This window comes from Blastococcus goldschmidtiae (assembly GCF_031845325.1).
GTDB lineage: Bacteria > Actinomycetota > Actinomycetes > Mycobacteriales > Geodermatophilaceae > Blastococcus > Blastococcus goldschmidtiae.
In genome coordinates this window covers 732,670-757,947 of the sequence record NZ_JAVREI010000001.1, presented here as the reverse complement: position 1 = coordinate 757,947, position 25,278 = coordinate 732,670, and the positions used below count along the sequence as shown (strand labels likewise).

Here is a 25,278-nt window from a genome sequence, read left to right as displayed (position 1 = left end):
GCGGTGCGCCGTCAGACCGGGACCGGCCGCTCGTCCACCGGGGCGGTGACCGTCCGAGCCGGCGATCGGGTGTGGCCGAGCAGATCCGGACGCCGCCGGCCGTCGCCCGGCGCTGCCATCAGCCCGACCGGCGAGGCCCCTCCGGTGATCGCGCACGAGCACGACGGGGGGTGCAGCATGAGGACGACGAGGGCCAGAACCGCGAAGTTCGCCACCGTGGCCAGCTCCCCGGTGAGCCAGCTGAAGTTAAGCGCCGCGTACACCCCGCCCAGGATCCACAACCAGAGCCGCTGCTGCTCACCACGGAGGTCGTCGAAGACCGTCGCCGCGACCGCGATCACGAGGGGGGCCATCATGACGAACACCCGGTCGGTGTCGGTCGCCTGGACACGGCCCAGGAGACAGCAGGTGAAGAGGTACAGGCCTGCGATGAGCAGCCCGTCGCGTACGCCACCGTGCCGGAACCGCCGGTACAGGCCGTAGGCGAAGACCGGCCACAGGAACTGGAAGACCACGAAGACCGCGAGATGTTCCCTGCGCGGACGCGAGGACAGCGCCGCACGGGCGATGTCGACGACCCCTTGCCCCGCCCACGTCTCGGTGTCCCCGATGCGCGCATGCGCCCAGGCCCTGAAGACCAGGTAGCAGCCGCCGATGACGGCGGTCGCGACGCCGGACACGACCACGCTCCTGTCCCGCAGACTGCCCGAGCGCGCCCACTGCAGGAGCGGGAAGAGCGGGGCGACCAGGAGGATCGTCTCCTTGTTCACCATCCCGACGAGCACCACGAGCACGAACGGCAGCAACCTGCGCTGGAACGCGAAGAACAGGGCCAGTGCCATGAACAGGTTGGCGAGTGGGTCGACCAGCCAGAAGTTCCCGTAGTTGTAGGAGGTGTAGCTGTAGGTGACGGTGAGCAGGAGGACCGACCAGGTGCTGACACCCGCGCTGATGCCCAGTGGGCGACGCAGGAACTCGTAGACGACGACGATCGCAGCGGTGCTGGCCACGAAGGTCAGCACCAGCCAGACCGTGTCGGGCGCCACGCCGCTGACGCCGGAGAGCTGCTGGACGAGCCAGGGTGTCAGGAGCCGGAAGGCGAAGGGACTCTCCACGGCGGCGAAGGTGTCGCCCGACATCTCCAGGTAGCGCAGCGCGTCACCTCTGGCATCGGCGCGCGCGCCGTGTTCCAGACTCCCGTAGGACACCAGGCCGAAGAAGCTGGCCACCAGCACGGCCGAGTACGCGACGATCCGCTCGGCGACAGGGGAGAGCGGCCGCGGATCGGCGACCTGCGGCGAACTGGGCGAAGACACACGAGGAGCGTAGGAGGCGCCGCGCCTTTCCTGCCGCAGTCGCTGGGGTCCGCTGACGAGTGATGCGCACTGTGATGTCAGTGGCGGATGAGTCGGCGTAGCGGCTCGCCGCCGGGGCTCCCTCGAGGCCGGGCGGGCCTAGGAGGTAGGGGCCGGCGCCGCCGGGGCACCCGCGCCCCGGCGGGGCCTCGCACGCCGGAGCGCGGCCAGCACCGTGCGGCCGAGGACCTCCGGGGTCCTGGCCTCCAGCTGCTTGATCCGGCGCGCCTGCCGCTCGGTCTTCGCGCGCTGGGACTCGATGACCGCGTCCTTGCGGCGGCTGTCGGCGACCCACCGCTCCTCGGCCCGCGCGAGTGCATGGTCCAGCACGTCGTCCAGCATCGATGCCGCGAGCGCGTCGGGACGTCCCTCCGCGGAGCTCAGCCGCACCTTGTGGAGCTCGGCGAGGAAGTCCGCGTAGTAGTCCATCGTGTAGTGGACGTAGTACGGGCCCCAGGGGTGGTCGTCGAACGTCGGGTACTCGCGATCCGTCAGGTCGATGGCCACCACGCCGTCGTGGCTGCAGGCGTAGTCGTCCAGCCGCCGCCAGAGGTCGTTGTACCGCGCCAGGTCGATCTTCGCGAGGTTCCGGTTCTCCAGCAGCGGCACCGTCCCACCGGAGTCCGGAAGTTGCAGCGTGCCGGTGTTGCGGCCCCGGTGGATGACGACCGTCGTCTGCGGCGCGACCTGCCGGACGTGGGCGAGCAGCCGGTCGAACGCGTCCTTCCAGAGCTCGAGGTAGCGGTCCGTCTCGACGTGCAGCCGCAGCTCCGGGAGAGGGCCCGCCGCCTTGCGCGCACGGTAGTACGGCGTCGGCCACAGCTTCCACCGGTTGTCCGTGACGTACTGCCCCTCACCGAGATCGAGGCAGCCGAAATGGACGTCCCCGAAGAAGTCCATGACGAGGAGGTCCGGCGGCGTCTCGGCGAGCCGGGTGAGGAACGTCTTGCGGAAGTCGTCGCGGCCGTTGGCCCGGTCGTACTCCGTCCCGCCCGTCCCGATCTCCGCATCGGTGATGGGGCTGGGTGCCGCCATCACGCTGATGATCGACGACTGGTTCTGGGTGAGCGTCGCCTGGTACCACCGCTTGTAGCCGGCATTGAAACGGCTGTTGAAGTTGTCCCGGGTGATGCAGCTGCCCAGCACCGCGACGTCCAGCGGTGCGACCGGCGCGAGCGCCGCGACCGGTGCGATCGGCGCGGCGACCGGTGCCAGGGTCGACACGGCGCCCATCACGCGCCCACGCCCGCCCGCTCGGCCCCTCGCCGTCGGGCGGCGCCGACGGTCCGGACCACCCGACGGGCGGCACGGCCGGCGAGGTGGGTCGCGGCGCGCTTGGCAGGGGCCTTCGGCCTGCTCCGACGGGTCAGCTGCTCGATCTCGGTCACGACCCGCTCGCAGCACCGACCGTCCCGCATGGGGAACGTGGCGTCGATGCGCGCGGCGTACTCGGGCGCCGGCACCGGCCCGTTCTTCACCGACTCCACGATGGCCCGGACGGCGTCCTCCAGCTCGTAGGTGACCGGTCCGAACCCGTCGCGGGCGTAGTCGAAGTACCCCTGCCGCCCGACATGGCTACCGGTCCCCATGCGGTCGCTGTCGAACTGGAAGTACACCGAAGGCCGGTCGATGTAGGCGGCGTTGAAGGCCATCGACGAGTAGTCGGTCACCAGGAGGGAGGCGCGGGCGAAGAGCCGCTGGACGTCGTTGCCCACGAAGGTCAGGGGCAGCACGTGCGGCGGCAGCTCGATCCCCGAGAGGATCGACTGGAGGTTCGGGTGCGGGAGGAAGGCGACCGTCAAGCCCTGCAGCTCGGCGGCCTCCGCCAGCTCGGGCGAGTTCAGCAGGGCCAGCCAGTTGCGGGCGTAGTCGGTCTCGAGGAACTCCGGGACGTTGACCGATCGCCGCTGGGTGCCGGCGGCCAACGGCGGCACGAGCCAGTCGCGCCAGGTCGGCGCGATGAGCAGCAGGTCCCGCTCGTCGGGCCCGATCAGCTCACCCTGTTCGCGGAGACGGTCGAAGCGCGGCAGACCGGTCAGCTTCGCCTCCCGCGTGGTGAACGCGTAGGGCGTGTGATCGCCGGCGATGGACTCCTGCTCGGCCGGGGTGCTGGTGACGAACAGGTCGATCTTCTTGCCGTTCAGCCACTGCGAGAGGTCGTCCTTGATGACGCCGTGCTGCAGGAAGGTGAAGCGCCAGGCCGGCTGCATGAACCGCAGGATCGCGGGCGGTCGCAGCACCGGGACGTCGGCGTGCGAGGAGATCAGGTGGGCGCAGTTCGCCATGAGCAGCTTCCAGCGGAACGACCCGTGGGCCACGACGTTCCGGTAGCCCTCGCCCCGGAGCCGCTCCCAGTCGGGGGTCCCCGACTCGATCACGAACCAGGAGTTGATGTCGGGCCGGTGCCGCTGCAGGTGGCGGAACAGCAACTCCGCGCTGTCGTCGGCGTCGTGGATGCGGTCCATGAGGACCCACGCGTCCTGGAAGAGCTGACGGACGGGCGCGGATCCGGCGAGCCGGACGACCAGCCGGTCCTCGACGGACAGCGTCCGCCGGGTCGCCCGGCGGGCGGGCTTCTTCCGCGCCGTCGGGATGCCGGCTGCGGGCGCGAACTTCTTCCGGACGTCGGATGCCCGCAGCGCATGCGTCGGGAACCCGGGCGCGGAGAACCGGAGGTCGACGTAGCGGCCGTCCAGCTTCATCCGCAGCAGCTGCAGCGGCACCCACACGATGCGCTCGTGCAGCAGGACCCGCCCGTGGTAGTTGATGTCCCGGATCTTGGCGTGCCGGGGGGCGACGGGCTTCCCGCGGACCAGGAACTCCTCGCGCGGCAGCTCCCCGGTGAAGTGGTAGCTGAGCTTGACCAGACCCTGGTCGTGGTCGGCGGCGCTGACGACGGCGAACGGGTTGTGCCAGGGCTCCTCGGCGTAGGAGTGGAGCAGGATCTCCTTCCAGATCCGCTTCATCGACCGGAGGTCGAAGCTCGCGATGAGGTCGTCGTCGAGGTGCTGCACGATCTCGCCGAGCAGCGCGTGGAACTCCTCGGCCACCAGCCCCGTCGCGGCGCTCACCGCGCCGGATGCGTTGTCCTGCGAGCTGAGGTACCAGGACAGCTCGTAGAGGACGTAGTTCTGCAGCCACTCGGGGGCCGACCCGGTCTCGGCCGAGCTGCTGCGCAGGAGTGCCAGGTAGCCGTTGCGCAGCACCTTCGTGTAGCGGTCGGGATCGGTCAGGCTGGTCTGCAGGGTCGAGCTGGAGTTCTGACGCTTTCGGTAGTGGTACTTGGCGGTGGCGACGAAGCCCACGAGCGGCGCCTCGGCGGCCAGCACGTACCGGCAGCAGAAGTGCCCGTCCTCGAAGTTCGGCCGCACCTGGGCGTCGAACCGGAGGCCCTGCTCCCGCACGGTCTCCGCCCGGAAGAAGGCGGCGGGCGCGCTGCCGTGGAAGTACTTCGGCCACTCGTCGAGGTTGCGCAGCCGGTTGCCGTCACCGAAGTGCGCACGCAGGGGGTGGGTGTCGGTGAGCTCGCCGGTGGTGTCGTTGAGCATGTGCCGGCTCGTGCCCACCATCAGCGTCTCCGGGTTCTCCCGGAGGAAGGTGTCGACCTCGCTGAGGTAGTCGGGCTCGAGCACGTCGTCGGGGTCCGGGAAGGTGATCCACTCCCCCCGCGCGACCTCCATGCCCATGTTGCGGGCCGTCGACTGCCCGCCGTTCTCCTTGGTGAGCACGGTGATCAGGCCCGGACGGCGTCGCTGCCACTCCCGGAGAACGGCCAGCGATCCGTCGGTCGAGCCGTCGTCGACGACGATGATCTCGAAGTCCTCGGCGGGGAACGTCTGACCGTCCATGGAGGCGATGTAGGCGTCGAGGTAGAGCTCGACGTTGTAGACCGCGGTGACGACGGAGAACCGCAGCGCGCGGCCCGACGTGGGGGCTGCATCGACCATGGGGAGAGACCGTTCTCGCTCGGGATGGAGCCGCGACATGCCGTCCCGTCGCTCGCGCGACACGCGGCTGGCGTCGTTCCGTGATGAACGACCCACGCGGAGTGACCTTCGGTGTGACGGTACCTTCACAAAAGGGCGATCAGCCAGATCCGACTCGTGGCGGCGGAACACGAACCCCACCGGCCCCGCGGCGCACGCCGGCAGCGCTGACGACTGCCCGCTGCCGGGCCCGGACGGCACCGCAGCAGCGGTTCCCTCAGCGGATGCTGCGCCTCAGCAACCGGCCCACCCGCGGGCGCCACCCCGGGTGCTCGCCGACTGCCTGCTCGCTGCCGGCCGCCGGGATCACCTGCAGCGACGACGTGTCCTCCGTCTGTCGCAGCGTCACCGACCAGGGGCCGAGGAGAAACGTGGGGGCCTCGGCCCCCACGCCTCCGGACGGGCGGAGATGCACCGACGCCTGGCCCGTCGGGGTGTCGAGGACCAGCCGCAACTGGTGCTCGCCGGCTCGCAGCCCGGCTGCCGGTATGTCGCAGACGAACCCCGACCAGCTCTCCGGCTGCGGGTCACCGGCCGGGCTCTGCCGGAGGACGTTGCGGGCCCGCTCCGTGACGGCACTGCCCCGGACCCGGACGCTCAGCTCGCAGGGAACCGCGGAGCGCAGATCCAGGCCGTTGATGCTGAGCCATCCGGAGATCCGGAGAAGGCGGCCGTCGTCGACCCGTTCGACCGCCTCCAACCACGCGGCCGTCTTGCTCACCACGAGCAACGACCGGACGAGGTCGGGCACGTCCCGGTCCAGCTGCAGGTAGAGGCGTCCGTCGCACGCTTCCACCCCCCGGATGGCCGACCGGGGGTCGGCGAACAGTTCCCGGTCCCGCTGGTTCAGCGCGACCATGGCAAGCCTGTGCCGGGTGTCGCGGCAGCCCGTCCACAGCAGGTCGGGAGACACGTGCCCGTAGACGGCGACGGCGCGGTCGAAGAACGCGCGCAGCTCGCTCTCCTCGAGCACCTGCGGGGCGCGCACGGCGAAACCCTGGAAGCTCCGCACCATGAACAGGTCGAGGGCCGGGCGACGCGGGCCCGGCACCCGGTCCCGGTGCTCGAACAGGAACTCCTCGACGGCCAGGTGCTCCCAGAAGTTCGCGGTTCGCACCCACCTCAGGTTCATGAGCGATCCGCCGTCGGCCAGCTTGCGGTAGTGGTAGATCACCGTGCTCGTGAGCGCGATGCGGTCAGCCGCGAGAAGAGCGGGCAGCGTGAACTGCACGTCCTCGAAATGGGTGCCCTCGGCGAACGAGAGCCCCAGCTCGCGGAGCACGACCGTGCGGAACAGCTTGCCGCACGGCCCGGCGCCGTGGATCAGCTCGGGTGCGAACTCGATCCCGGGCACGACCTTGGACGGCTCGTCGAGGTGACGGAGCCACGGCCAGGTGCTGACGTCGGGGAACGTCTCCATGCGGCCGATCGCCACATCGGCATCGTGCTCCTCGATGAGGGTCCGGAGCGTGGCGATCGCATGCGGGGGCAGCCGGTCGTCACTGTCGCAGAAGGCCACGAACTCAGCCGTGACGAGCGCCAGCCCGCGGTTGCGGGCGGCGCCGGCACCCTGGTTCGACTGACGCACGGCAGTGACGTTGTCGTGCTCCTCGGCGTAGGCCGCAGCGATGTCGCCGCTCCCGTCCGTGCTGCCGTCGTCGATCAGGATGACCTGCACGTCGCGGAAGACGGTCTGGGCCACGACGGAGTCGAGGCATTCGTGGAGGTACTGCGCGGCGTTGTGGATCGGGATGATCAGCGCCACCGCCGGACCGGTCGTTCCGCCGTCCGTCGCGGTCAACGGGGAGACACCGCCGCCCCTACTTCTCGAAGCTGCTGGGAAGCGGGAAGTACTCGGTCAGGAAGGCGTGCAGCATCCGGTGCTGCAGCTCCGGATCGAGGCCCGACGAGTCGTGGTCGTTGAGGCACATGACATCGCGATCGCGCGTACGGAGCAACCGTCGCAGCCGGCCGGCCGTCTCGGGGGCCGCGATGTCCGTGTAGAAGTAGCGCAGCCGGCCTTCCACCGCACGCCCGGTGAGGAAGGCGTAGTAGTGGTGCAGCGACGACGCGATCGCGATGTCGGCCGGGTCGCGGAACTGGTGACGCGCCGTCTCGGCGAAGACATCGGCGCACCGCTCCTCGAGTTCCAGGAGGACGTCGCGTCGCTGCGCGATGGGCACGTGCTTGAACTTGCTCGTGATCGCCCGGTCGAAGGTCTTGAACAGGAGGTCCCGGTTGTTCTTGGCTCCGCTCATGACCGGGCGGTCGAAGGCTCCGGTGTCACCGAGACCGATCTTCGCCGGCGAGGTGAAGAAGTGGGCCAGGCCGTTGCCGGCGAAGAACTGTTCGGGCCCCACCGGACGACCGAAGAAGACGTCGTCGTTCAGGTACAGGTAGTGGTCGCTGAGGCCCGGGATGTGGTGCAGCTGCGATTCGATGGCGTGCGAGTTGAACGTCGGCAACTGCCCACGGCCACCGAAGAGGTCGCGATGGTCCACCACGGTGATCCGGGTATTCGACGTGTCCAGCCACTCGGGGACCTGCTGGTCGGTCACGAGGTACACGTGGCGGATCCAGCCGGCGTACATGTCCAGCGACCGCAACGAGTAGCGCAACTCGTCCCGTGACAGGAAACGGGAGTCGTTGCTCGCGAACTCGTTGAGCTCGCGTTCACCCGCCCCCTGCGCGGCCGCCTTGCGTCGCTGCCACGCGGGGTCGTTCCCGTCGACCCAGGTGTAGACGGCGTCGATGGGGAAGTGCACGTCGAAGGCGTGCCGCTCCGACAGCGTGGGCAGGCAGGGCCGCGTCACGCCGTCGACGCTCCGGCGGACCGGCGTCAGGAGCTCGGCGGGCACCGCATCGGCCCAGCGGTTGCGCCGAGGGGCCACCCACGAGCCGGCGGACAGCGGCTCGCCGGTCTCGTTGTCCGCAGGGGAGTCCTCCGCCCGCGTGTCCCAGAACTCCAGATGACAGCCGAGGTCCGGACCGGACACGGCTTCGCTGCGCCCCTGGGCGGCATAGACCTGGAAGACCGTGTACGCCGAACCGCCCTCGGCGAAGGCCCGCGGGGCGGTGACCAGCGCGCTGGGTCGGTCGTCGGCCGGATGCAGCTGCCGGGCGTAGAGCGGCAGCCGGTCGCCGGCCGCGGCCAGCGCGGCCCGGACCCCGGCGCGATCGTCAGCGGCCACGGCCAGCACACGATTGCGCTGCACCGGCGCGTCGATCACGAGATAGCGGATGCCCGCGGCCTCCAGCGCGTCGGCGACGAGCCCGGCGTTCCCCGCGAGGACGTCCGCGGCGCGGAACCGGTCGAGGGGGCGGGCCAGGAAGCGCTCGCCCTGGTACGTGACCGCGGTGACCGGGACGTCGACGGCGTCGACCGCCTCCTGCTGGAGTCGCCTGAGTCGCGCTTCGCGGGCCCGGCGCTGCCAGGGCGTCGCCCCTGTACCCACGTCCCGGACGAGCTCCCACACCGGAGCCGGGACGGCACGGTAGACCTTCTGCTGGACGCGCTGCGGCACCAGCGCCGCCACGGTGCTTCTCACTTCACTCCCCCGTTGTCCTGCTCGTACGTCGCCAGAACGGCGTCCATCGGGCCGTCCTCGACCAGGCGGCCACCGCGCAGGTAGAGCCCCCGGGTGCAGAACCGCCGCAGGTCCCGCTCGCTGTGCGAGACGAGGAACAGGGTCCGGCCCGCCGCGAGCAGTTCGTCGATGCGGGCGTAGCACTTCCGCTTGAAGGCCTTGTCCCCGACGGCCAGGACCTCGTCGACGAGGATGATCGGCTCCTCCAGCCGCGAGACCACCGCGAACGCCACCCGCACCTTCATGCCACTGGACAGGTGCTTGTAGGGCGTGTCGAGGAAGTCCGGGAGTTCGGCGAAGTCGACGATCTCGTCGAAGCGCTCCGCGATGTCCGCCTTGGACATCCCGTGCAGGCCGGCGGTCAGCGCGATGTTGTCCCGCACGGTCAGGTCGTTGACGAATCCCCCGGTGATCTCGATGAGCGGTGCGACGCCGGCATCGACGTCGACGGTCCCGCGGTCGGGCAGCATCACGCCTGCGATGAGCTTCAGCAGCGTGGACTTGCCCTGACCGTTGCGGCCCACCACCCCGATCGATTCACCGGCGCGCACGTCGAAGCTCACGCCGTCCAGCGCCCAGAACTCACCGGGCCGTGTCCCACGCTCGCCCCGGATGAGGAACTCCCGCATGCTCCGGTGCCGCTTGCCGCGATGGAAGCGCACCCCGGCGTCCCGCACGGCGATGACCGGTTCGTTCGGTACCACCGGTCAGATCTCCTTGAGGACGGTGCGCTCCAACCGCGCGAAGACGCACCAGCCGACGACGAGCAGTCCCACGGACACGACTGCGGAGAGACCCACGTGGCCCCAGTCGACCACACCGGGGAAGAAGCCGGCACGGCAGAGCTCGAAGATCCCGGCGAGCGGGTTGAACGAGAACGCGGCGTCCCACGGCTCGGGTACGTCCTGCACCGCGAAGATGACCGGCGACGCGTAGAAGCCGAGCCGCAGCGCTATCCGCACGACCCGCTCCAGGTCCCGGACGAGCACGACGAGTGGCGCGAGGAGCAGGCCGACGCCGAACACCAGCGTCGCCATGAGCAGCATCGCCGGCACGAGGAGCACCAGCTGCCAGTCGACCGAGGCCCCGTAGATGAACGCGAAGAGGAAGAGCACGGGCAGGCTCAGCACGAACTCCACGCCCTTGGACAGCACGACGCGCACGACCCAGACCTCGCGAGGCACGTTCGTGGAGCGGACCAGCTTGGCCTCGGCGTGCAGTGCCCGGGCCGCATCGATCACGGCGCCGTTGAACCAGGTCCACGGCAGCAGTCCGGCGAGCAGGAAGACGATGTAGGGCTCGGCTCCGACGGTCCTCGTGAAGACCTGGGTGAAGATGAACCAGTAGATGCCGGCGAGCAGCAGCGGCTCGAGGACCGACCACAGGTAGCCGAGGGCCGACGACGCGTACCGGACCTTGAGGTCGCGGGCCACCAGCAAGGTGATGGCACGTCGACGGCTCCACAGGGCCGCGGGCCGGCGCACCGGCCGACGGCGACGAAGGGAGCCGAGGTCCTTCCCGGTGCCCGCCCGGCCCGCAGCGGCGGGAGGACGCACGGCGGTCACGCTCACCGTCTCGGGCAGTCGGCCACCGGGCCGGGGCGCCGTCCGAAGAGGAAACCGGCACCCCAGCTGAGGTGCATGCTCGCCAGCACGGCGGGCAGGAGTGCCTGCGCCCGCCAGGGGAGCCCGCGGCCCTCGCGGAAGGACGCGATCAGCACACCGAGCACGTACATCACCGGAGCCAGCCGTCCGTGGCGGAGCAAGGGCACGCCGGCGACGGTACCCACGGCAGCGGCCACCGTGCCCGCCAGGATGGCGCCGGTGACGACCGGCGGGGCCAGGTACCGGGCCGAGGCGGTGTCGGGGTACTGACGGATGACCTCCCGCCGCCAGCGGCCGGTGTGGAAGAACTGGCGGACCAGTTCCGGCCAGGACGACCGCGGTCGGTACGTGACCGCGAGGTCCGGCGAGAACCAGACGAGCTCGCCGGCCTGGCGGATGCGGAAGTTGAGCTCCCAGTCCTGGGCCCGGTGGTAGTGGTCGTTGAAGCCGCCGAGCCGCTCCAGCACGTCCCGGCGGAAGACGCCGAGGTACACCGACTCCGCCGGCCCCTCGCTACCGCCGACGTGGAAGCTGCCGCCGCCCAGCCCGACCTTGGAGCCGTAGGCCCTGGCCACGGCCTGCTCGAAGGGCGTCTCCCCCACCGCCAGCATCAGCCCGCCGACGTTAGCGGCGCCGGTCTGCTCCAGCAGCCGGACGGCCTTCTCCATGTACCCGGGCAGCAGGACGCCGTGCCCGTCGACCCGGGCGATGATGTCGTGGCTCGCCGCCAGCACCGCGGCGTTCAGCCCGGCCGGCGTCCGCCCGGTCGGGTTGCTGACCAGCTTGATGCGGGCGTCGCTGAAGGCCAGCTTGCGGGCGATGCGGTCGGTGCCGTCCTTGGACGGACCCAGCGCGATGATCAGCTCCAGCTCTCCGCCGTACTCCTGCCCGAGGATCTGGCCCACGCTGGCAGCCAGGTGCTTCTGCTCGTTCAGGACCGGCATGACGACCGACACGGCGGGCCACTCGCGGCGCGCGGCCGGCGCGACCTCGTCCGGGACGGGCCGCGGCACCGGCACGCGGAGGGCCGTGCCGATCCGTCGCGAGTCGGCATTCCCGGGGAGAGGCAGTGCCTGGGCTTCTGTCATGGCTTCGTCACTGTACGTTCGCTGACCCGTACAGCTCGCGACGCGCGAAACCGTTTCGGCCCGCAACAGACCCACCAGTCACACGCGTCCCCACCCGTCACGGACGTCGCAGCCCTGACGCGACGGACCGGTCCGGTCCCCGCGGTCACACCGGCGAACACTCGGTCCCACCCGGCGGAAGTCGTGGCGACGTCCGGCCGACGGCTACGTGAACGACGTCACGACGCCGCCGGGTCGGCCGGGAGGGACCTCACCCCTCGGCGTCGACCAGTGCCAGGTCGTGCTGCACCATCCGCGCGACCACCTCGTCGAACCCGACTGCCGACTGCCAGCCGAGCAGCTGCCGGGCGCGGGTCGCGTCGCCGACCAGCTCCGGGGCGTCCGAGGGGCGGACGAAGCGCGGGTCGAGGGTGACGTGCCGCTCCCAGTCGTCGATGCCCGCGGCCCGGAACGCCGCCTCGACGAAGTCCCGCACGCTGTGCGAGACGCCGGTCGCGATGACGTAGTCGCGGCCCTGGCCGGCGCGGGCCGCCAGGACCATCGCCTGCACGTAGTCCGGGGCCCAGCCCCAGTCGCGCCGCGCGTCCAGGTTGCCCATCGCCAGCTCGTCCTGCCGGCCGCGGGCGATCCGCGCGACCCCTGCGGTGATCTTCCGCGTCACGAACGTCTCGGGACGGCGCGGCGACTCGTGGTTGTAGAGCACGCAGCTGCACGCCCGCAGCCCCTGGGCGCGGTAGACGCCGACGAGGTGGTGCGCGTAGGCCTTGGCCGCGCCGTACGGCGACAGCGGGTGCAGCGGCGTCGTCTCGTCCTGCGGGATGCGCGAGGTGCCGGCGAAGATCTCGGCGCTGGAGGCCTGCACGAAGGCCACCGGCCGCCCGCTGCGCTCCTGCAGGTCGTGCGCGGCCGCGAGCAGGTGTCCGACCGCCAGGCCGCTGATCTGCGCGGTCAGGGCCGGTTCCTGCCACGACAGCGCCACCGAGCTGAGCCCGCCGAGGTTGTAGATCTCGGTGGGCTCGACGGCGGCGACCAGCGCCTCCAGAGCCGGCCCGTCGCGGAGGTCGCCTTCGTGCTGGTGCACCCCGCCGGGCAGCGGGTGGGCACCGGCCCCGGGCTGCTCGTCCGGCCGGACGAGGGCGTGGATCTCGGCCCCCTCGGCCAGCAGCTGCTCGACGAGGTAGCTGCCGTCCTGCCCGGTGGCCCCGGTCACGAGGACGCGCACGGCGCTCACCGGCCCGCGAGGGTGCGCTGTTCCGCCAGATCGGAGTCGACCATCATGCGGACCAGGTCCTCGAAGCCGACCTTGGGCTGCCACCCGAGCTGTTCCCGCGCCTTGGTGGGATCGCCGATCAGGAGGTCCACCTCCGCCGGCCGCAGGAAACGCGGGTCCTGCGTCACCCTGTCCTGCCAGCCGTCGATGCCCACGTGCGCGAAGGCGATCTCGAGGAACTCCCGGATGGAGTGCGTCTCGCCCGTGGCGACGACGTAGTCGTCGGCCTGCTCCTGCTGGAGCATCAGCCACATCGCCTCGACGTAGTCGCCGGCGAAGCCCCAGTCACGCTTGGCGTCGAGGTTGCCCAGGGCCAGGGTGTCCTGCAGACCGAGCGTGATGCGGGCCACCGCCCGGGTGATCTTGCGGGTCACGAACTCCGGGCCGCGGCGCGGGGACTCGTGGTTGAAGAGGATCCCCGACGAGGCGTGCATCCCGTAGGACTCGCGGTAGTTGATGGTCATGTAGTGCCCGTAGACCTTGGCGACGCCGTACGGCGAGCGCGGCCACAGCAGCGTGGTCTCGCGCTGGGGCACGTCCTGCACCTTGCCGAACATCTCCGAGCTCGACGCCTGGTAGAAGCGGATCTTCGACAGGTCCGGGCCCGCGTGCAGCCGGGTGGCCTCCAGGACGTTGAGCACGCCCAGGCCGGTCACGTCCGAGGTCAGCCGCGCGTTCTCCCAGGAGTACGCCACGAAGGAGACCGCGCCGAGGTTGTAGACCTCGTCGGGCTGGGACTCCGACAGCGCGCGGATCAGGCTGGCCAGGTCGGTGATGTCCCCGTTGAGCAGCCGCACGTCGGGGACCACGTCGCGGACCAGGTCGGCCTTGGGGTTGTTCTGGCCGCGGATGAGGCCGTAGACCTCGTAGCCCTTCGACAACAGCAACTCGGACAGGTAGAGCCCGTCCTGACCGGTGATCCCGGTGACGAGTGCGCGCTTCATGTGTCCTTCAATCGCTGAGGCGGATCCCCGGTCACCCTAGGCTGCCGCAGGTGACCGCACCGCTACCCCCGGGCCCGGCCGGCCATGTCGACCGCGTGCTCTGCGTCCTGGCCCACCCCGACGACGTCGACTTCGGCTCCGCCGGGACGGTCGCGACGTGGACGGCGGCCGGCACCGAGGTCACCTACTGCATCGTGACCGACGGCGACGCCGGCGGGTTCGACGAGACCCCGCGCGACCGGATGGGGCCGCTCCGCCGGGCCGAGCAGCGCGCCGCCGCCGCGGAGGTCGGCGTCACCGACGTCCGCTTCCTCGGGTACCCCGACGGCCGGCTGGAGCTCACCCTGGACCTGCGCCGCGACATCAGCCGGGTCATCCGGCAGGTGCGGCCGCAGCGGGTGCTCACCAGCTCACCCGAGCGCTACTGGGAACGCATCGGCGCGAGCCACCCCGACCACATGACCGTCGGGGAGTCGACGCTGCGGGCGGTCTACCCCGACGCCCGCAACCCGTTCGCCTTCCCGGAGCTGCTGGCCGACGAGGGCCTGGAGGCCTGGACGGTGCCGGAGGTGTGGCTGGGCGCCAGCCCCCGCGCCGACCACGCCGTGGACGTCACCGACGTCGTCGACCGCAAGTTCGCCGCCCTCAGGTCGCACGCCACGCAGGTGAGCCACCAGCCGGAGGGGCAGCTCGAGCAGTTCGTCACCGCCTGGATGCGGCAGACGGCCCAGCGGTTGGGCCTGCCCGACGACCGGCTCGCGGAGGCCTTCCACGTGGTGCACACCGCGTGATCTGCTGCCCCCCGTGACCGACGAGAGCTGGACGGACCTGGTCGACCGGTTCGCCGACGGGGATGTCACGCCCGGGCACATGTTCGGCTGCGCCGGGCTCCGGACGGGCCGGCGGTTCTTCGCGATCCGGTGGCACGAGCAGCTCGTGCTCAAGCTGCCGGCCGACCGGCTCGCCGGGCTGGTCGAAGCCGGGGACGGGCGGCCGTTCGAGCCGATGGAGGGGCGACCCATGAACGGGTGGGTCGTCCTGGGCGGCACGGACGACCGGGCGGGCCTGGTCGAGGAGGCGCGCGCGTACGTCGCCGGGCTCACCTGACGCCCGTGTCGCGCCGAGTGGGGCCCGGAGGGTTCCGCGCAGGCACGACGGATGCGCTCGTCGCAGCCGGGGACGACTCCTGGCCGCGGTGTCGTCCGGCGGACGACCGTGTCAGAGCAGCCGGTTCGTGGCCGCCCATCTCGTGAGCTCGTTGCGGTTGGACAGCTGGAGCTTGCGCAGCACGTTCGAGGCGTGCGACTCGACCGTCTTCACCGAGATGAACAGCCGGGAGCCGACCTCCCGGTAGGTGTAGCCGCGGGCCAGCAGCTGCATGACCTCCCGCTCGCGGGCGCTCAGCAGGTCCAGCCCCGGGTCCGTGGCCTCCTCGGCGGGGGCCGCGGGGACCCCGGCGGCCGAGAAGGCGTCCAGCACGAAGCCGGCCAGCCGGGGGCTGAAGACGACGTCCCCGTCGGCCACCCGGCGGACGGCGTCGAGCAGGTCGGCACCGGAGATCGTCTTGGTGACGTACCCCCGCGCCCCGGCCCTGATGACGGCGATGACGTCCTCGGCCGCGTCGGACACCGACAGCGCCAGCCACTTCACGTCGGGGAGCTCGGCGCGCAGCGTCTCCAGCACCGTCCGGCCGCCTCCGCCGGGCATGTGCACGTCCAGCAGCACGACGTCGGGACGGGTGGCGCGGATGCCCTCGACGGCGGACGCGACGTCGGCCCCCTCGCCGACGACTGTGACGTCGTCACCCAGTTCGGCGCGGACACCGGACCGGACCATCGCGTGGTCGTCGACCACGAAGACGCGGGGGGCGGTCATGCGGTTCCTCCTCTGGGGAGCACGAGCTCCACCTCGGTTCCCTCGCCGTGGGCGGACCGGACGACCGCCGTTCCACCCAGCCGGGCCAGCCGGCCGCTGACCGAGTCGCGCAGCCCGCGGCGGTCGTCGGGGACCTCGGAGGGATCGAACCCCGTGCCCCGGTCGCGGACGTAGACCGACACCCGATCGGGGGTGACCTCGGTGTACAGGTCGGCGGCGGGGACGCCGGAGTGCTTGGCCACGTTGACCAGCGCCTCGCGGGTGGCCGCCCCGAGGGCGGCCAGGGCATCGTGGACCGGGGCGTCGCCGACGACGACGTGGTCCACCAGCAGGGCGTGGTCGCTCTCGACCTCGGCGACCATGCCGGCCACCAGGCCGGCCCACGTGCCGCCCTCCCGGACGACCTTCGGGTCGTACAGCCAGGCACGCAGCTCGCGCTCCTGGCTGCGGGCCAGCCGGCTCACCGCCTGCTGGTCGCCGGCATGCCGCTGGATGAGCGCCAGCGTCTGCAGCACCGAGTCGTGCAGGTGCGCCGCGACCGTGGCGCGCTCCTCCGAGCGGATGCGCGCGGCGCGCTCCTCGTCCCGGGAGTCCAGCAGCCGGCGCCAGATCGGGGCGGTCGCCAGCAGCAGGCCGGTGAGGAGCACCAGGGTGGCGGCGAACCCGTTCCGGGCGTTGGCCAGCTGGCCCGTGGTCGCCAGCAGGAAGACCAGACCGGCGCCGGCGAGCAGGACCCCGCCGGCGAGCGTCCACCGGGTGCCGGCGACGGCGAGGGTGCGATCGGTGTCCAGCTGCCGCCAGATGACGGCCAGGCCCGCGCCGACCAGCACCAGCGGCAGGACGACGTCGCTGCTGGTCCAGCGGGTCAGCTGCCCGAGCAGGCTGGCCGCCACCAGGCCCAGCACGATGGTGGCGACCCACTGCCGGGCGCCGGCCGGACGCCACCCCGGGAGGGGCGGCGCCTCGTCGTGCTCGTCGCCCGGCGCGGCCACCGGCATGGTGAGCCACAGCAGCCCGTAGGCGACGATCCCGATCCCCGTCGTCGCCAGGAGGGCGAACGCGACGCGGACCACCAGCGGGTCCTGCCGCAGGTGCACCGCCGTGCCCACGGCGACGCCGGCGATGGCGCGCCCCGACCGCGGCCGCACCAGCCGCGGGCGCGGCGGGCGCGGCGGGCGCGGCGGCGCCGCGGGCAGGGTGGTGGTCACGCTGCTGATCGTCGCACCGCGCGATCGGTGGCCGGTACCGGTGATCACCCCGGAAGTGGAACCAGGGTCGGTTGGGGGCCTTCCCTGATGGTCGGGACGCCCGGCGGTCGGCAGTCTCGGTGCCATGACATCGGCATCTCCTCCTCCGCCGCCGGCCCCGCCGCTCGAACCGCCGGCCTGGCAGCCCCCTCCGCCGCCCCCGGGCGCCTGGGTCCGCCCGCAGCTGCGCCGCAGCCGCAGCGACAAGGTGATCGGCGGCGTGGGCGGTGGCCTGGCCGAGTACAGCGGCATCGACGCGCTGCTGTGGCGGGTCGGCTTCGTCGCCCTCGCCCTCGCCGGCGGTACCGGCGTCCTCGTCTACCTGCTGTTGTGGCTGCTCATGCCGGCTGGCACCGGCGTCGCGGAGCCCTTCCGGCCCCGGCCGCCGGCCGGACCGCGCTCCCCCGTGCCGGGCGTGACGATCGCCGGCCTGCTGATCGTGGTCGGCGCCCTCGCGCTGGTCGCCCGCTTCACCGACTGGGACCTCGACGGCACCGTCTTCCTCGGCGGCGCGCTGCTCGTCGTGGGCGCCGGGCTGGTCGTCGCCGCGTTCACCGACGGGCGCACCGCACGGGGTGCCCTCATCGCTCTGGGCACGGTGCTCTCGCTGGCCCTCATCGCCGCCGAGTCGGTCCCCTGGGACGACATGTCGGGAGGCGTCGGTGACCGCACCTTCGTGCCCACCAGCCCGGCCGAGGTGCGCGACGTCTACGACGGCGGCATCGGCGACATGACCGTCGACCTGTCCGAGATCGACGTCAGCGACCTGGACGAGCCGATCCGCACGAAGGTCGACCACGGGCTCGGCGACGTGGAGATCGTGCTCCCCCGGGACGCCGACGTGCAGGTGAGCGTCGACTCCGGGTTGGGCGAGGTCAGCATCTTCGGCCGCGAGGGGCTCACCGAGGGCACCTTCGAGGGCGCCGGCACCGGGTCGTGGATCGGTGACGACGAGGCAGAGATCATCCTGGACGTCGACGCAGGCGTCGGGAACGTGGAGGTGACCCGTGGCTGAGTGGCAGACCGTGACCCCGCTGGAGACCGAGGACGGCGCTCCCCCGCGCCGCCGCCCCGACCTCGGCGCCCTGATCCCGGGGCTGCTGTTCATGACCCTGGCGGTCCTGCTCATGTCGCCGGTGGACCTGCCCCGGGAGCTGTTCGACGGCGTGCTGGCCTGGATCGTGGTGATCGTCGCCGGCGTCGCGCTCCTGGTGAGCGAACTGCGCCGAACCCGCAGACGGCGGCGCTAGGCAGGAAGGCCGAGGGCCCGGGGAAGCGACCCCCGGGCCCTCGTCGTCGTGATGGGGCCGCTACCCCGCGACGGCCAGCACGACGGTGCCCACGTAGATCAGCGGGATGGCGACGCCCTCGAACCCGATCCACTTCCGGTCGCGCATGATCAGCCCCGCGGCCAGCACCGCCGTCATGACCAGCGTGCCGCCGAGCAGGACGAGGCTGGTCGGCCCGGCGTCGCGGTAGATCGGGCCGTCGGAGTAGGCGACGTCCGCGAGCGCGATCATCAGGATGTCGTAGACGTTGCCGCCGACGATGTTGCCGACGCCGAGGGTCAGCTGCCCCATCCGCACCGCCGTCAGCAGGACGACGAGCTCGGGCAGCGAGCTGATCGCGGTGGTGAGGGTGAACCCGACGACGCCGCTGTCGAGGCCGACCTGGGCGGTCACGCTGAGCCCGGCCCGGCCCACCAGCCACCCGGCCGCACCGGTGAGGAGCCCCAGCACCGCGAGCAGCGTCCACAGCCGGGCGGTGGAGCGCTGGTCGCCGGGCTCGCCGTCCCCGTCGCCGTCCCTCTCCCCGTCGCCGTCCCCGTTGCCGTTCGCGTTGCCGTCCCCGTTGCCGTTCGCGTCGCCGTTCGCGTCGCCGTTCGCGTCGCCGTCCGCGTCGCCGGCGCCCTCGTCGTCGTCGGCGGTCTGGTCGGTCCGGGTCGGCAGCCACATCGGCTCCTTCTGCATCCGCCGGAGCATCACGAGCCCGTAGCCGTACAGCGCCGGGATCAGCAGGGTGAGCGGGTGGATCCAGCCCAGGCGCAGGTCGGGGGTGGCATAGGCCACGACCGGGATGGCCAGCATGGCGATGAGCAGCACGGCCTGCAGCACGTTCTGCAGGGACGCCGCCGCGTGCTCGAGGTTGACCCGGCGGTAGAGCAGGTCGGCGATCGCCAGCCACACGGTCTGCAGGGCGATGCCACCGATGGGGTTGGCCAGGGCGAACCCGGCGTCGCCCTCGAGCGCCCCGGTGAGCACGGTGACGTTGCCCGGCAGCGAGGTGACCGCGCCGAGCAGCAGCGCGCCACCGATGGCGTCGCCGAGCCCGGTGCGCTCGGCGAGCGCATCGGCGATGCGGGTCAGCCGCACCCCGGCCACCACGATCACGACGGCCATCGCGGCGAGCACGCCCAGGCTCCACCACAGCGGCCACGGCGCTGAACTCACTGCTGTCCCCGGTTCTCTCTGCGACGTGGCCGCCGTCCACCACACCATGCGCCCGGCGATCGGGCGATCCGGCACGCAAGGTTCACCCGGCGGTGCGGGGCGACCCTCCGGGGGGGCGTCGTCCGTGCCACCATCCGGGCATGGACCCGAGGGCCCGGGCGGTCCCCCTCCTCGCCGTCGTCCTGCTCGGCGGGGCGGCGGCCGCCGGCTGCGCCGGCGGTGCGGGTGCGGCTGACGCGGCGGACGCGGCGGACGTGGGGCCGACCGGCACGTGGCAGCTGTCCTCCGGGACCGTGGACGACGCGGCCCTGCCGCGCCCCGAGGACGCCCGCGCCACGCTGGACCTGGACGACGGCGAGGCCGGTGGCACCGCCTTCTGCAACCGCTGGTTCGCCGGCTACGAGCTCGACGGCAGCGCGTTCGCCCTCAGCGGGATCGGCCGCACCGAGATCGGCTGCGCGCCCGAGGTGATGGCGGCCGAGCGCGCCTACCTGGACGCCCTCGGCGCCGTGGACTCCCTCGCCACCGACGGCGAGGAGCTGGTGCTCACCGGCGACGGGGTCGAGCTGCGGTTCACGCCGGTGGCACCGGTGATCGAGAGCCCGTTCACGGGCACGCGGTGGGTGCTGGAGACGCTCGTCGACGGACCGACCGCGTCCTCCACCACCGGGGGCCCGGCCACGCTCGAGGTCACCGCCGAGGGGACGCTGACCGGCTCCACGGGCTGCCGCGGCCTCACCGGGCGCGTCGCGATCGAGGGCGACATGGTGCGCTCGACCGAGCTCCGGGCCGGTCAGGAGAAGTGCCCGGCCGACGTCGGGGCGCAGGACCGCCACGTGGTGGCGGTGCTGGGCGACGGCTTCCAGGTGTCGGTCGACGGAGGCCGACTGACGCTGAGCGGCCCCGGCGGACGGGGACTGGTCTACCGCGCGGGGTGAGTCACTCCCACTCGATGGTGCCCGGGGGCTTGCTCGTGACGTCGAGGGTGACCCGGTTGACCTCGGCGACCTCGTTCGTGATGCGCGTGGAGATCTTCGCCAGCACGTCGTAGGGCAGCCGCGTCCAGTCGGCCGTCATCGCGTCCTCGCTGGACACGGGCCGCAGCACGATCGGGTGCCCGTAGGTCCGCCCGTCGCCCTGCACCCCGACCGAGCGGACGTCGGCCAGCAGGACGACCGGGCACTGCCAGATCTCGCGGTCCAGCGTGGCGGCGGTGAGCTCCGCGCGGACGATCGCGTCGGCCTGGCGCAGGATGTCCAGCCGCTCCTGGGTCACCTCGCCGACGATCCGGATGCCCAGCCCCGGACCCGGGAAGGGCTGGCGCCACACCATGGCCTCGGGCAGGCCCAGCTGGACGCCGACCTCGCGCACCTCGTCCTTGAACAGCGTCCGCAGCGGCTCGACGAGGGTGAACTGCAGGTCCTCGGGCAGCCCACCGACGTTGTGGTGGCTCTTGATGTTCGCCGTCCCGCTGCCGCCGCCGGACTCGACGACGTCGGGGTAGAGCGTGCCCTGCACGAGGAAGTTCAGCTTCTCGCCGTGCTCCTTCGCGTCGCCGACGACGTCGAGCGCCGCCTGCTCGAAGACCCGGATGAACTCGCGGCCGATGATCTTCCGCTTCTCCTCGGGGTCGGAGACCCCGGCCAGCGCGCCGAGGAACTGCTCGCGGGCGTCGACGACCCGCAGGTCGACTCCGGTGACGGCGACGAAGTCGCGCTCGATCTGCTCGGTCTCGCCCTCGCGCATCAGCCCGTGGTCGACGTAGACGCAGGTGAGCCGGTCACCGATGGCCCGCTGCACCAGTGCGGCGGCGACGGCGGAGTCCACCCCGCCCGACAGCGCGCACAGCGCTCGCCCCCCACCGACCTGGGCGCGGATCCGCTCGACCTGCTCGTCGACGACGTTGGCCATCGTCCAGGTGGGTTCCAGCCCGGCGATGTCGAACAGGAAGTGCTCGAGCACCGTCTGCCCGTGCGCGGTGTGTCGCACCTCGGGGTGGAACTGGACGCCGGCGAGCCTGCGGTCGACATCCTCGAAGGCGGCCACGGGAGCCCCGGTGGAGGTGGCGGTCACGGTGAAGCCGGGAGGCGCGGCGCTGACCGCGTCCCCGTGGCTCATCCAGACGTTCTGCTCCAGCGGCAGGTCGCCGAACAGCCGGCCCTCGGTCGTCACGGTCAGCGGGGTCCCGCCGTACTCGCGGTCGCCGGTCCGCGCGACGGTGCCGCCGAGCGAGGCGGCCATGGCCTGGAAGCCGTAGCAGATGCCGAAGGCGGGGACGCCGGACTCGAACAGGGTCGGGTCGACCTGCGGGGCCTCCGGCGCGTACACGCTCGACGGCCCCCCCGAGAGGACGATCGCCGCCGGCTTGCGGGCGATGATCTCCTCGGCGGGGACCTCGCAGGACACGATCTCGGAGTAGACCCCGGCCTCCCGGATCCGCCGGGCGATCAGCTGTGCGTACTGGGCACCGAAGTCGACGACGAGGACGGTCGGGAAGTCCATCAACGGAGCCCGTCGCCGATCGCTCCACCGATGACCAGGTCCACGCGCTGGAACTCCTTGAGGTCCGAGTAGCCGGTCTTGGCCATCGTGCGGGCCAGGGCACCGAACAGGTTGGTGCGGCCGTCGGGGGCCCCGGCCGGCCCGAGCAGCACCTGCTCCAGCGACCCGGCGGGCTCGACCGGTGCCGAGGTGGCGCCGCGCGGCAGACGCGGGTGCGCCGCCACGGAGTCCCACCAGACGCCGCCTCCGGGCGCCTCGGCGGCCGAGCGCAGCGGCTCCCCGAGCTGGACGGCGTCGGCACCGCAGGCCAGCGCCCGGGCGATGGCGCCGCTGGTCCCGATCCGGCCGTTGGCGATCACGTGCACGTACCGGCCGCCGGTCTCGTCCAGGTAGTCCCGCCGCGCGGCGGCGGCATCGGCGATCGCGCTGGCCAGGGGGACCCGGATGCCCATCACGGCGTCGGTGGTCGAGTAGCTGTCGGCGCCCACGCCGACGATGACCCCGGCCGCGCCGGTGCGCATCAGGTGCAGGGCGGTCGTGTAGTTCGCCGCGCCCCCGACGATCACCGGGACGTCGAGGTCGGCGATGAACTCCTTGAGGTTCAGCGCGCCGCCCTGGCTGGTCACGTGCTCGGCGGAGACGATCGTGCCCTGGATGACCAGCAGGTCGACGCCGGCCTTCAGCGCCGCCGGCGCGAGCCACTCGGTGTGCTGCGGGGAGACCCGGACCGCCGTGGTGACCCCGGCGTCGCGCATCTCGCGGATGCGCTCCCCGATCAGCTCGGGCTTCACCGACTCGCCGTAGACCTCCTGCAGCAGCGCGACCGGCGGCGCCTCGGAGCCGGCGGCCTCGCGCAGCTTCCGGTAGACCGGCAGGGGGTCCTCGTACCGGGTCCACAGGCCCTCGGCGTTGAGCACGCCCAGGCCGCCGGCCTCACCCACCGCGACCGCCGTCGCCGGGCTGACCACGGCGTCGGACGGGCTGGTGACCAGCGGGATGCCGAAGCGGAAGGCGTCGATCTGCCAGGCGGTGGAGACGTCGTCGACGTCGCGGGTGCGCCGGGAGGGCACGATCGAGACCTCGTCGAGGTCGTAGCCGCGCCGGGCGAAGCGGTTGAGCCCGATCTCGACGGTGTCGCGCGCGCTCATCTCAACGTCCCCGGTGGTTCGGTGCCTCGACGGTCTGACTGGATGACATGCGCTGATCGCTCATCTCGGTCACCGACCCCGGTAGTTGGGGGCTTCGACGGTCATCTGGATATCGTGGGGGTGGCTCTCGACCAGCCCGGCCGACGTGATGCGGGTCAGCTGGCCGCGCTCCTTGAGGTCGTCGATCGTCGCCGCGCCGGCGTAGCCCATCGACGCCTGCAGGCCGCCGACGAGCTGGTGGGCGACGCCGGCCAGGGCGCCGCGGTAGGGCACCTGGCCCTCGATGCCCTCGGGGACGAGCTTGTCGTCGGACAGGACGTCGTCGGCGAAGTACCGGTCGCGGCTGAACGACTGGTTGCCGCGCTTCTGCATCGCGCCCAGCGATCCCATGCCGCGGTAGGTCTTGTACTGCTTGCCGTTCATGAACACCAGCTCGCCCGGGGCCTCCTCGACGCCGGCGAACAGCCCACCGATCATCACGGTGTCCGCGCCGGCGACCAGGGCCTTGGCGATGTCGCCGGAGTACTGCAGTCCGCCGTCGGCGATGACCGGGACGCCCGCCGGGCCGGCGGCGAGCCAGGCCTCGTAGATGGCGCTGATCTGCGGGACGCCGACGCCGGCGACCACGCGGGTGGTGCAGATCGAGCCGGGCCCGACGCCCACCTTGACCGCGTCGGCACCGGCGTCGATCAGCGCCTGGGCGCCGGCGCGGGTGGCGATGTTGCCGCCGATGACCTCGACGCCGTTCTCGCCGCCGAAGTCCTTCTTGACCCGCGCGACCATCTCCAGCACCGCGCGCTGGTGGCCGTGCGCGGTGTCGACGACGAGGACGTCCACGCCGGCCTCGACCAGCAGCCCGGCGCGCTTGTAGGCGTCCTCGCCCACGCCGAGGGCCGCTCCGACGACCAGCCGGCCGTTGGCGTCCTTGGTGGACAGCGGGAACTGGTCGCGCTTGACGAAGTCCTTGACGGTGATCAGCCCGCGGAGCCGGCCGCCCTCGTCGACCAGCGGCAGCTTCTCGACCTTGTGCTTCGAGAGCAGCTGCAGGGCGGTGTCGGCGTCGACGCCCACCGGCGCGGTGACCAGGGGCATCGGCGTCATGACGTCGCGGACCAGGCGGCTGTAGTCGGTCTCGAACCGCATGTCGCGGTTGGTGACGATGCCGACCAGCACGCCGTCGGCGTCGACGACCGGTGCGCCGCTGATCCGGTAGCGGGCCGACAGTGCGTCGACCTCGGCGAGGGTGTTGTCGGGCGAGCAGGTGACCGGGTTGGTCACCATGCCGGCCTCGGACCGCTTCACGAGGTCGGCCTGGCCGGCCTGGTCCTCCGCGGAGAGGTTGCGGTGCAGCACACCCATGCCGCCGACCCGCGCCATGGCGATCGCCATCCGGGACTCGGTGACGGTGTCCATGGCACTGGACAGCAGCGGGACGGCGAGCCGGATGCGGCGGGTCACCCGGCTGCTGGTGTCCACCTCCGCCGGGACGACGTCCGAGGCGCCGGGCACCAGCAGCACGTCGTCGTAGGTCAGGCCGAGTGGGGCGAACTTCGCCGGCAGCTCGGGCACAGATTCGGGCTGCATGTGGGCCGCCACCCCTCCACGTTCGGGTTCGGACTCCGGCCGGCACCCCGACCGGGCGCAGGAAGTCCGCCTCGATCGTAGGCGGCGCCACCGGGCGCGCGGTGCGCCGCCCGCCGGGCCGTTACCGTGGACCCCGTGTCTGCGTTCGACGACGGCTCCGGCCCCGACTTCGGGGCCCCGGACCCGGACTTCGGTCCGGGCGACCAGGGCCCGCCGCCGCTGACCCTCGAGGAGCGCGCCGGGATCCTCGACGACCTCGCTGAACTCGAGGTGTTCCGCACGCTGCTGGAGCCGACGGGCGTGAAGGGCATCGTGGTCGACTGCCCCGACTGCGACGAGGAGCACCACGTCGACTGGGCGCTGATGGCCGCGAACCTGCGCCAGCTCCTGGACGAGGGGCAGACCGGCCGGCACGAGCCCCCCTTCGACCCCGACCCCGACGACTACGTCAGCTGGGACTACGCCAGCGGCTACGCCGACGGGGTGGCCGCGGCCGCCGATCGCGACGAGCCCACGGGTCGGCACGGCACCGGCCGGCACGCGCGCGACGACTGAGCACCTGGCGGTCCCGGACCGCACCACGGCTCTCCACGACCTGAGCCCCACCCGGCATGATCACGCCGAGTGGGGCCCGGAGG

Annotated in this window: 22 protein-coding genes; 6 read left to right on the top strand and 16 right to left on the bottom strand. The window is 72.1% G+C overall.

Translation table 11 applies throughout. The features are described from left to right. Positions 1-11 precede the first annotated feature (11 nt). The 10 genes from RM425_RS03840 to gmd all read right to left on the bottom strand — a co-directional run bounded on the left by RM425_RS03840 (position 12) and on the right by gmd (position 13,834). Positions 12-1,316: a hypothetical protein gene (locus tag RM425_RS03840; RefSeq protein ID WP_311343834.1), complete on the bottom strand. Its 1,305-nt coding sequence runs from the start codon at positions 1,314-1,316 to the stop codon at positions 12-14. A gap of 138 nt (positions 1,317-1,454) precedes the next feature. Continuing rightward, complete coding sequence (locus RM425_RS03835) at positions 1,455-2,579, bottom strand: DUF6270 domain-containing protein (protein ID WP_311343833.1); 1,125 nt, start codon at positions 2,577-2,579, stop codon at positions 1,455-1,457. Between the two features lie 8 nt (positions 2,580-2,587). Beyond that, positions 2,588-5,302: a bifunctional glycosyltransferase/CDP-glycerol:glycerophosphate glycerophosphotransferase gene (locus tag RM425_RS03830; RefSeq protein WP_311343832.1), complete on the bottom strand. Its 2,715-nt coding sequence runs from the start codon at positions 5,300-5,302 to the stop codon at positions 2,588-2,590. Positions 5,303-5,558: 256 nt separating this feature from the next. Next, positions 5,559-7,142: a glycosyltransferase family 2 protein gene (locus RM425_RS03825; protein WP_311343831.1), complete on the bottom strand. Its 1,584-nt coding sequence runs from the start codon at positions 7,140-7,142 to the stop codon at positions 5,559-5,561. 19 nt (positions 7,143-7,161) lie between these two features. Then, entirely contained in the window at positions 7,162-8,889 is a 1,728-nt protein-coding gene (locus RM425_RS03820; protein ID WP_311343830.1) for a stealth family protein, read from the bottom strand. Next, the gene (locus RM425_RS03815) at positions 8,886-9,632 is read right to left on the bottom strand and encodes an ABC transporter ATP-binding protein (RefSeq protein WP_311343829.1); all 747 of its coding nucleotides are present in this window, start codon (positions 9,630-9,632) and stop codon (positions 8,886-8,888) included. The genes RM425_RS03820 and RM425_RS03815 overlap by 4 nt, the downstream gene beginning before the upstream one ends. A gap of 3 nt (positions 9,633-9,635) precedes the next feature. Continuing rightward, on the bottom strand, positions 9,636-10,484 hold the full coding sequence (locus RM425_RS03810) for an ABC transporter permease (protein ID WP_311343828.1): 849 nt from the start codon (positions 10,482-10,484) through the stop codon (positions 9,636-9,638). 11 nt (positions 10,485-10,495) lie between these two features. Then, positions 10,496-11,620, bottom strand: coding sequence for a glycosyltransferase family 2 protein (locus RM425_RS03805; RefSeq protein WP_311343827.1), 1,125 nt, complete (start codon positions 11,618-11,620; stop codon positions 10,496-10,498). Positions 11,621-11,870: 250 nt separating this feature from the next. Then, positions 11,871-12,851 (bottom strand): GDP-mannose 4,6-dehydratase, encoded by a 981-nt coding sequence (locus RM425_RS03800; RefSeq protein ID WP_311343826.1) that lies wholly within the window; start codon positions 12,849-12,851, stop codon positions 11,871-11,873. After that, positions 12,848-13,834, bottom strand: a complete 987-nt coding sequence (gene gmd, locus RM425_RS03795; protein ID WP_311343825.1) for a GDP-mannose 4,6-dehydratase — start codon at positions 13,832-13,834, stop codon at positions 12,848-12,850. The genes RM425_RS03800 and gmd overlap by 4 nt, the downstream gene beginning before the upstream one ends. A gap of 50 nt (positions 13,835-13,884) precedes the next feature. Between gmd and RM425_RS03790 the strand changes: the two genes are divergently transcribed. Together RM425_RS03790 and RM425_RS03785 are read left to right on the top strand one after the other, a co-directional pair. Beyond that, complete coding sequence (locus RM425_RS03790; protein WP_311343824.1) at positions 13,885-14,625, top strand: PIG-L deacetylase family protein; 741 nt, start codon at positions 13,885-13,887, stop codon at positions 14,623-14,625. A 13-nt stretch (positions 14,626-14,638) separates the two neighbouring features. Further along, entirely contained in the window at positions 14,639-14,941 is a 303-nt protein-coding gene (locus RM425_RS03785; protein WP_311343823.1) for a hypothetical protein, read from the top strand. 111 nt (positions 14,942-15,052) lie between these two features. On the opposite strand, the gene RM425_RS03780 is transcribed toward RM425_RS03785, so the two are convergent. Continuing rightward, the gene (locus tag RM425_RS03780) at positions 15,053-15,709 is read right to left on the bottom strand and encodes a response regulator transcription factor (protein WP_311343822.1); all 657 of its coding nucleotides are present in this window, start codon (positions 15,707-15,709) and stop codon (positions 15,053-15,055) included. After that, positions 15,706-16,917, bottom strand: a complete 1,212-nt coding sequence (locus RM425_RS03775) for an ATP-binding protein (RefSeq protein WP_311343821.1) — start codon at positions 16,915-16,917, stop codon at positions 15,706-15,708. The genes RM425_RS03780 and RM425_RS03775 overlap by 4 nt, the downstream gene beginning before the upstream one ends. Positions 16,918-17,041: 124 nt before the next feature. Here RM425_RS03775 and RM425_RS03770 point away from each other — a divergent pair, with 124 nt between their 5' ends. Continuing rightward, complete coding sequence (locus RM425_RS03770) at positions 17,042-17,971, top strand: PspC domain-containing protein (RefSeq protein WP_311343820.1); 930 nt, start codon at positions 17,042-17,044, stop codon at positions 17,969-17,971. Continuing rightward, positions 17,964-18,206, top strand: a complete 243-nt coding sequence (locus RM425_RS03765; RefSeq protein WP_311343819.1) for a hypothetical protein — start codon at positions 17,964-17,966, stop codon at positions 18,204-18,206. The genes RM425_RS03770 and RM425_RS03765 overlap by 8 nt, the downstream gene beginning before the upstream one ends. A gap of 60 nt (positions 18,207-18,266) precedes the next feature. Here the strand turns inward: RM425_RS03765 and RM425_RS03760 are convergent, their stop codons facing one another. Beyond that, positions 18,267-19,406 carry a sodium:calcium antiporter gene (locus tag RM425_RS03760; protein ID WP_311343818.1) on the bottom strand — a complete coding sequence of 380 codons (1,140 nt, stop codon included), beginning with the start codon at positions 19,404-19,406 and terminating at the stop codon, positions 18,267-18,269. Between the two features lie 140 nt (positions 19,407-19,546). On the opposite strand from RM425_RS03760, the gene RM425_RS03755 reads away from it, so the two are divergent. Beyond that, positions 19,547-20,344 carry an META domain-containing protein gene (locus tag RM425_RS03755; protein ID WP_311343817.1) on the top strand — a complete coding sequence of 266 codons (798 nt, stop codon included), beginning with the start codon at positions 19,547-19,549 and terminating at the stop codon, positions 20,342-20,344. A 1-nt stretch (position 20,345) separates the two neighbouring features. On the opposite strand, the gene guaA is transcribed toward RM425_RS03755, so the two are convergent. The 3 genes from guaA to guaB form a co-directional block, all read right to left on the bottom strand. Beyond that, positions 20,346-21,908 carry a glutamine-hydrolyzing GMP synthase gene (guaA, locus tag RM425_RS03750; RefSeq protein WP_311343816.1) on the bottom strand — a complete coding sequence of 521 codons (1,563 nt, stop codon included), beginning with the start codon at positions 21,906-21,908 and terminating at the stop codon, positions 20,346-20,348. Then, on the bottom strand, positions 21,908-23,056 hold the full coding sequence (locus RM425_RS03745; protein ID WP_311343815.1) for a GuaB3 family IMP dehydrogenase-related protein: 1,149 nt from the start codon (positions 23,054-23,056) through the stop codon (positions 21,908-21,910). Before RM425_RS03745 ends, guaA begins: the two co-directional genes overlap by 1 nt. 69 nt (positions 23,057-23,125) lie before the next feature. Next, complete coding sequence (guaB, locus tag RM425_RS03740) at positions 23,126-24,640, bottom strand: IMP dehydrogenase (protein ID WP_311343814.1); 1,515 nt, start codon at positions 24,638-24,640, stop codon at positions 23,126-23,128. Between the two features lie 135 nt (positions 24,641-24,775). Between guaB and RM425_RS03735 the strand changes: the two genes are divergently transcribed. Beyond that, positions 24,776-25,195: a DUF5319 family protein gene (locus RM425_RS03735; RefSeq protein ID WP_311343813.1), complete on the top strand. Its 420-nt coding sequence runs from the start codon at positions 24,776-24,778 to the stop codon at positions 25,193-25,195. The last annotated feature ends 83 nt before the right edge of the window (positions 25,196-25,278 follow it).

What these genes read in the sequence shown, in the direction of transcription:
- RM425_RS03830 (WP_311343832.1), bottom strand. Translation starts at nt 5,302, where the DNA reads ATGGTCGATGCAGCCCCCACGTCGGGCCGCGCGCTGCGGTTCTCCGTC.
- RM425_RS03805 (WP_311343827.1), bottom strand. Translation starts at nt 11,620, where the DNA reads ATGACAGAAGCCCAGGCACTGCCTCTCCCCGGGAATGCCGACTCGCGA.
- gmd (WP_311343825.1), bottom strand. Translation starts at nt 13,834, where the DNA reads ATGAAGCGCGCACTCGTCACCGGGATCACCGGTCAGGACGGGCTCTAC.
- RM425_RS03780 (WP_311343822.1), bottom strand. Translation starts at nt 15,709, where the DNA reads ATGACCGCCCCCCGCGTCTTCGTGGTCGACGACCACGCGATGGTCCGG.
- RM425_RS03770 (WP_311343820.1), top strand. Translation starts at nt 17,042, where the DNA reads ATGACATCGGCATCTCCTCCTCCGCCGCCGGCCCCGCCGCTCGAACCG.
- RM425_RS03755 (WP_311343817.1), top strand. Translation starts at nt 19,547, where the DNA reads ATGGACCCGAGGGCCCGGGCGGTCCCCCTCCTCGCCGTCGTCCTGCTC.
- guaA (WP_311343816.1), bottom strand. Translation starts at nt 21,908, where the DNA reads ATGGACTTCCCGACCGTCCTCGTCGTCGACTTCGGTGCCCAGTACGCA.
- RM425_RS03745 (WP_311343815.1), bottom strand. Translation starts at nt 23,056, where the DNA reads ATGAGCGCGCGCGACACCGTCGAGATCGGGCTCAACCGCTTCGCCCGG.
- guaB (WP_311343814.1), bottom strand. Translation starts at nt 24,640, where the DNA reads ATGCAGCCCGAATCTGTGCCCGAGCTGCCGGCGAAGTTCGCCCCACTC.